Here is a 7,138-nt window from a genome sequence, read left to right as displayed (position 1 = left end):
GGCGCTCCCAACGTCCGAGTGGGCTTAAGCGCGGGCGCTCGCCGGCGCGGCTTGGCCGGGGGTTATGATCGAGGCCCGCGCCGCAGCCGCGGCCCGAGCGGACCGGGCCCGGCATCAAACCACAGAATGCCGACGCCCGTCGGCGTCGGCGACCAGTCCCTGTCCGCTGTTACTCGTCAGTGTCGAACCGATCCTTGAGTGGGAATCCTGGCGGATAGTCGACCGCGCCGGTCTTTTCGTTCCAGCACACCACGCCGGCGCGGGGTACGCCGGCGGTCGGACCGCCCACCGCATCGGTGTCGACCAATTGCGCCGTGCGCTCGCCGTTGATCAGCCAGTCGCCGTTGACCGCCCGTTCGGCACACCGGGTCCACTCCTCGCACCAGTCCCCCAGATCGTAGCCGTACCACTTCCAGCGCGGCGTGACCGGCGGCAGTCCGGCCTGTTCCCAGAGTGTGCGGGCCTCCTCCATGATCTCCTTGGTGGGCAGGGCGACCGGCGGCATGGCATAGTGCATGGTCGCGTCGATCATGATCTTGGCCTCCCACTCGCGGTCACGCAGCTTGGGTGCGTGTCCGTTGGCCTGGTGGTCCTCGATCTTTACCGATTTCATGAGATCCGTGCGGTAGGCGATGGCCCACAACACCTCCTCGACGTTGTTGGGATCGATGTCCTCATCGACCGCCACGGTCATCTTGCCCACCGAGCGCATAAAGGTGGTGGCGCCGCTCAGCGCCCGCCAGATTTCGGTCTTGGGAGAATTGCGCTCCATCACGATGACGGTGAATCGGGAGACCCCGATCATGGGGCCATGGAGGGCGACGTCCTTCACCTGGCGGATGTAGAGCGTATTCTTCAGGTGATTGAGCATCACCGCACTGTAGTTGAGCTGCTTGATGACCCCGGATTCCGACGGCGCCATCTGCGAGATCATCGAGGTCAGGATCGCCTTCTTGCGCCGGGTGATGGCCGTTACGGTGATCGAGTGGTTGTATTCCTCCACCGACATGTTGCCGTAGGACTCGCCGAACGGCGCCTCCATCTCCAGCTTGGTCGGGTCGAGCCAGCCCTCGATGATGATCTGGGCATCGGCCGGGACCATGAGCGGGATGGTCTTGCACTTGACCTTGCGATAGGGCGCGCCGGCCAGGGCCCCGGCCACGTCCATGTCGTCCAGATACTCCGGAACCTTCTGGGGTCCGATGACCTGGAGCGTCGGCGGGGCGCCGACGATCAGCGCCACCGGCATCTTCTCGCCGCGCTCCTTGTACTTGGTCCAGTTCTGATGGGCGCCGCCGTTGGTCTGGATGAGCCACATACCGGTGATGCGGTCCGAGGCCTTGAGGCTGCAGCGGTTCTGACTGATGTTCTGGATCCCGGTCTCGGGATTGAGAGTCACGAAGAGTCCGGCCGAGAAATAGGGCGCCGTGTCCCAGCCGGGGGTGTTGTTGGGGACCGGCAGCGTGTCCATGCCCTTGCCCGCCCCGCCTTTGAGGTCATCGCCCGTCAGCACGACCTCGTGCACCGGCGCCTCCGCGGACGGGATCTCTACGGCCGGGATCGGGGTCGCGAAGGCCCTGGTCCATTTCTCGAAGATCTTCTGCGACAGGGCCGAGATGCCCTCGCCCTGGTAGTCGATCCCCATCGAGGCGGCATAGATGGCCGGGGAGCCGGCGGTACCGCCGACCTGCACGTCACAATCGCCCTGGTACTTGCGGCCCTTGGCGTCCGTCACGTTGGTGAAGAGAAAGGCGCGCTTGGGATTGTTGTTGACGACGGTACCCACGTCGCCGACATAGCCCCAGCGCACGAAGGCGTGCAGGTGCTTGTCCTTATTGATCTCCTGATCGATGGTCCAGAGCAGGTCCAGCTTCTTGAGCTTCGCCAGGTGATCGTTCAGGTCGTCGTAGCTGCGTTGAAAACCCGGTTGCATGGTGATGCCTCGTTTGGGATGGTGGATGAGACCGGTTGGGGATCAGTCCTGATCGCTCAGCCGAATATCGCGGGCCAGGTCCTGCGGCTGGGCGGTGCGGCTACAGTTGGCGGCGGAGCGGCGGCCGTTGGTGAGCCAGTCGCCCTTGGCCGCCCGGGCCGCGCACGCGTCCCATTCTTCTGACCAGTCCCCGAGCGAGTAGCCGCTCCACGGGGACTGGGGCGTGAGTCGGGGGAGTTGCAACTCCTCCCAGATGGCACGGGCGCGCTCCATGAATTCCTGCTTGGGCAAGGCGACCGGGGGGTAGTCGGCCTTGGCGGTGGCGTCGATGAGCATGGTGGAATCGATCTCGCAGCCCTTGAACTCAGGCCCGTGGCCCTTGCCGCGGTTGGGGATCACATGGGTGTCGACCGCGGGGTTGCAGCGGTAGGCCAGCGCCCAGAGCACATGGTCGGTGTCCTCCGGGTCGATGTCCTCATCGATCGCCACACAGAACTTACCGATGGCCGGGGTGAAGGAGGCGGCGCCTTCGAGCGCGCGCCAGATCTCCGTCTTCGGTGTCCCTCGGGCAATGGAGAGGAACAGGAAGCGCCGCAGATTGGTTAAGGGCTCATGCATGGATACACGGGTGACGCCCTTGATATTCAGGTGGTCGCGCAGGTGCGACAGATACAGCGGCTCATAGGCAACCTTCTTGATGACGCTCGATTCGCACGGGGTCACCTGGGAGATGATGGAAGCGATGGTGTAAGAGGTCCGGCGAGTGATGGCCGTGACCGTCATGGAGAAGTTGTATTCCTCCAGGGCCATGTAACCATGCGACTCGCCGAAGGGACCCTCGGGCTCGAGCTGATCGGTACTGATGAAGCCCTCGACGATGACCTGGGCCTCGGCCGGGACCCACAGGTCCTGCGTCTTGCACTTGACGATGTTGATCGGACAGCCGGCCAGTGCGCCGGCGACGGTCAGCTCATCGCAGTCCAGCGGGAGTTTCTGCGGCCCGGTGAAGGCGACGATGGGGGGTGCCCCCAGGACCGCCGCCACCGGCATCGGCTGGCCGAGCTTCTTGTATTTGTACCAATGCACCGAGCCGCCGGCGAGCGTCGAGCGCTCCATCATGACGGCCACCCGGTCCGCCGCCTTGAGGTTGCCCCGGTAGAGTCCGAGGTTCTGGATGCCGGAATCGGGGTCGCGGCTGACCCAAAGGGCGGCGGTGAAATAGGGGGCCGTATCGTAGCCGGGGGTGGATACCGGGATCGGCAGTGCATCCAGCCCCTGGCCGGCCCGCAGGGCGTCCCCGGTGATGACCACCTCCTGACAGGGCGCCCGCTGTACCTGGTGCGGGGCGATGGGATGGGCGATGGCGTCGAGCCAGGCCTGGCCGATGGCAGCCTCCGGCTTATTCATCCCGAGGGCATAGATGCGACGGTTGCCCGCCAGGGCGCCGATCGCGACCCGTGCGCCTGGATAGGTCCGCCCCGCCGCGTCGGTGACATTGGTGAACAGAAAGGCCTTGCGTTCCGCCTCAGGAATGCCGCCGCGGTATTGCCAGCGGACCAGCGGGTGCATCTCCGCGTCCTTGTCGATAGCCCGCTCGATGCTGTAGAGCAGCCCCTGATCCTGGAGCTTTTTCAGGTGGGCGTCGAAATCGTCGTAGCCCGCCGGTTCGTAGTCCATGGTGGAGCCTCCGGTTTTGCGGTTAAAACGGCCCCGGACGGTCGGTGCCGACCGCCCGGCGTTGGTGCAGACGGATGTCAGTGGGTAGGCGCCGCACTCACTCGCGTGCCTCCAGTTCCGGCGGGCCGACGGCTTGACCATCCACCAGGCGCAGGGACCAGCGCGTGCCGATCCCGACGGCGTTGTCGAGATAGCGCAGACGGGAGGGTCGCAGTACCTGCAGGGTGGCGTGGGAGAGGGCGCCTGCCGTCTCCACCGGGTGGGCGATGAGGTCTTGGGCGAAGGGGAATTTGCTCAGATAGGCGGCGAGCGCGCGGGCCTTGGCCAGGGTACCTTCGGGTGGGTGAACCTCGCCCTCGATCTGGAGACCGCGAATCTCCCGCCAGGACTTCACCAGCGGATGGATGGTGGCGGCGCAGGCCGGATTGACGGCCAGGTTGCGACTGTGCCGGGAGCGCGGCGAGGAGAGGAATATCAGGTTGAACCCATCCGGGGCGAAGTAGACGTCGGTGGCCCAGGGCGCGGCGTCCGTGCAGGTCGCGAGCGTCATCACCGCCACTTCGTCGAAGAGTCGCCGGGCTGCCGCCGTGAACGCATCAGTCTGCATCGCCGCCCCAGCGCCGAAACAAGACGTGCTCGATCCCGAACTGGTCGAGCACCTTACCCAGCGTCTGGTCCACCAGGTCCATGATGGTCAGGGGCGCGTGATAAAAGGACGGGGCCGGGGGTAGGACCACGGCGCCCATCTCGGTGACGGCGGTCATGTGGCGCAGGTGGCCCAGGTGCAGCGGGGACTCGCGGGGCACCAGAACCAGCTTGCGCCGCTCCTTGAGCGTCACGTCCGCCGCCCGGCTGAGCAGGTTGTCGCCGAGGGAGAGCGCGATCTGGGCCATGCTCTTCATGGAGCAGGGGATCACCACCATCCCCAGGACCCGGAACGAGCCGCTGGAGATCGGGGCGGCGAGGTTGCCGTGCTCATGGACGATATCAGCTAGCGCCCTGAGGTCGGCTATGCTGGTCTGGGTCTCCAGCCGCAGGGTGACTTCCGCCCCCTTACTCACGACCAGATGGGTCTCGATGTCAGGTATGGTCTTCAGGACCTCCAGCAGGCGTACACCATAGATGACGCCGCTGGCGCCCGAGAGTCCGACGATCAGTCGTTTCATGCGACCTCCGCAACTCAGAGAGACAGCATGGACGCGTCGTCCGCCCATGGCTTCAGGTAGATGTAGCCTTCCATGATCCGGCGGGCTGTTCGGCCATAGGCGGCCCGCAGTATCCGGTACTCCTGGCCGTCTCGTTCCACCCTGATATCGACGTTCATGATTCCCGAGGGGTGGCCAATACGGACGACGGCGGCCGAACGCGCGGCCTCGCCACAGACCGCATTGGCGACGGTGCCCTCGATCTGTGCCGCCACCGCGGTGCATACGGACCCGGTACCGGAATAGGCACGGTGCACGGCGCCGGCAAAGCGAATGATGCCCTTGATATCGTAACTGCCGGGTGAGATGGCCCGGCCGTCCACGAAGTCGGTGTAGTCGATCGGCGGAAAGACCAGGATACAGAAGGGCATAGTGGGGTTGATGCGCAGGAAGCTGTCCAGGTCCGGGTACATCCCGAGCCTGACCCCGACGGTTCCGCGAATCCTGTCCGCCTTATCCCAGACAGATTGGTTGTTCAGGATGTCCTCGAACGGCTCGGTACCCTGCAGGCCCAGATCGGCGCCCTTCACGAAGACCGACGGGTTGGCCGCATCCACGACCGAGATCTCGAATGTCCCCAGTCCGTCGATAGTGAGGGTCTCACGGGCCTGACCGGTCGGCAGCAAACCCTTGCCGAGGGTACCGCCGGTGGCGGCGAAATCCAGGAGTATCCTGGCGCCGGTGCCCGGTACACCGTCAATGTGGTAATCCCCGGCGATCTCGGCGCGACCATTCTTCACCGGCACCTCGGCGATGATGACGCGCTGGGTATTGGTGTTGAAGATTCGCACCCTGGTCAATGGTTCAACGGCCGGGACCAACCCCTCATCGATCGCAAAGGGGCCGACCCCGGCGGAGATGTTTCCACAGTTGATCCGGTAATCGACCAAGGGCTCGTTGATCATCACCTGCCCGAAGGTGTAATCCACGTCCGCGTCCGGGCGGGCGCTGCGCGCGATGATCGCGGTCTTGCTGGTCAGCACGTTGGCCCCGCCCAATCCGTCGATCTGGGTCAGGTCCGGACTGCCGTAGATGTCGAGAATGACTCGGTCCCTCAGGGCGGGGTTGGCGGGCAGGTCTTTCGCATGAAAATAGACCCCCTTGCTGGTACCGCCCCGCATGTAGATCCCGCGCACCAGCTTCATGGCGTGCCCCCCTTGCCGTCGACGAAGCACGAGGCGGCGAAGGTGTAGGGATAAGCCGGCCGGTTATCACTCACCCGCCCCAGCCGATGCCGCAGATTCCCGAAGGCGCGATAGACCGACGGGTACGGTTGACCACTGAAGCGACTCAAGATGTCGAACCATGAGCGCGGTGTCTCGCGAATGAACGCCTCCATACTCCGCGTGATTTCCTCTTCCGTCAGCGGCGTTCGCCCGCTCTCCGGAATGGCAAAGGGGTCAGTCACCTGACAGGCGGCGAACGACAGCGGATCGAAGCCGCCGACCCGCGGAATCGTGCAGTCGAAACCAACCTTTGCGAGGTTGACCGGCGGCTGGTTGGTGTTGCACATGGGCTCCAGCGGCAAGACGTTCTGTTCCGGCAGGATCATAATGTCCTTGGCCGGGTCGAGGCGCCAGGCAAAGGCCCACATGACGCGGTCGGGATCGAATATATCGACATCCTCGTCGAAGACATAGGCGATCTTCGGCAACCACTGACGCGAACAGCTCAGCATGATCGCCAACGCCTGCTTGGCATCACCGCCCCCGACGGTACGGATGCTGGCATAGGCAATATTGGTGGAGCCGTTGCCCGGGATGTTGACATCCAGTACCCGAATGCCTGCATTCTTCAGGGCAGTATAGATATCGGCCTCGATCGTCGAATTCCAGACCGCCATGTCCGTACGCCCCGGATGCAAACCGCCAATGGTGGCATGCTGATAGATCCCGCCCTTGCGGTAGGTCATGCAATCGATCAGCAAACGGCAATTGCGCGGCAGCCCGCCGCCGTAGGTCCCGGTAAACTCGCCATAGGGACCTTCATCAAAGATCCAGCCCTCGGTGGTCTTGATGTGTCCCTCCAGAACGATTTCCGCGTTGGCGGGCACGGTCAGATCATTGGTCTCACACTTGACGAGCAGGGCCGGTCCGCCATAGAACCCGCCCAGAACGTCCCAGTCATCGGTATCCGCCACTGAATACATTGCGGCGATCTTGTCCAGGGTCGGCCCGCCGATGACCACCGCGACGGGCATGTCCAGTCCTCGTTGTTGATAGGCCTTGGCATGAATCCGCGCCTTATGACTGTCGTTGCGCATGTCGACGTTGGTTTCATTCCTTGCCCGGTACATCATGCGATAGATGCCCCAGTTGATCAG

Annotated in this window: 6 protein-coding genes; all 6 read right to left on the bottom strand. The window is 64.2% G+C overall.

The window, feature by feature from the left end; genetic code table 11:
* Positions 1-169: 169 nt before the first annotated feature.
* Positions 170-1,933: a UbiD family decarboxylase gene (locus QZY48_RS22815; protein WP_295435423.1), complete on the bottom strand. Its 1,764-nt coding sequence runs from the start codon at positions 1,931-1,933 to the stop codon at positions 170-172.
* A gap of 42 nt (positions 1,934-1,975) precedes the next feature.
* Positions 1,976-3,610 carry a UbiD family decarboxylase gene (locus QZY48_RS22810; RefSeq protein WP_295435421.1) on the bottom strand — a complete coding sequence of 545 codons (1,635 nt, stop codon included), beginning with the start codon at positions 3,608-3,610 and terminating at the stop codon, positions 1,976-1,978.
* A gap of 97 nt (positions 3,611-3,707) precedes the next feature.
* The gene (locus tag QZY48_RS22805; RefSeq protein WP_295435419.1) at positions 3,708-4,217 is read right to left on the bottom strand and encodes a pyridoxamine 5'-phosphate oxidase family protein; all 510 of its coding nucleotides are present in this window, start codon (positions 4,215-4,217) and stop codon (positions 3,708-3,710) included.
* Positions 4,207-4,776 (bottom strand): UbiX family flavin prenyltransferase, encoded by a 570-nt coding sequence (locus tag QZY48_RS22800; protein WP_295435417.1) that lies wholly within the window; start codon positions 4,774-4,776, stop codon positions 4,207-4,209. Before QZY48_RS22800 ends, QZY48_RS22805 begins: the two co-directional genes overlap by 11 nt.
* A 14-nt stretch (positions 4,777-4,790) precedes the next feature.
* Entirely contained in the window at positions 4,791-5,960 is a 1,170-nt protein-coding gene (locus QZY48_RS22795; RefSeq protein ID WP_295435415.1) for a PrpF domain-containing protein, read from the bottom strand.
* Positions 5,957-7,138: UbiD family decarboxylase (locus QZY48_RS22790; RefSeq protein ID WP_295435414.1), on the bottom strand; the 1,182-nt coding region annotated here is incomplete at its 5' end. The genes QZY48_RS22790 and QZY48_RS22795, both read right to left, overlap by 4 nt.

Origin of the sequence: uncultured Thiodictyon sp. (assembly GCF_903828115.1) — a bacterium.
Lineage (GTDB): Bacteria > Pseudomonadota > Gammaproteobacteria > Chromatiales > Chromatiaceae > Thiodictyon.
The sequence above is the reverse complement of the archived record's forward strand: the minus strand, read 5'-3'. Positions and strand labels throughout refer to the sequence as shown.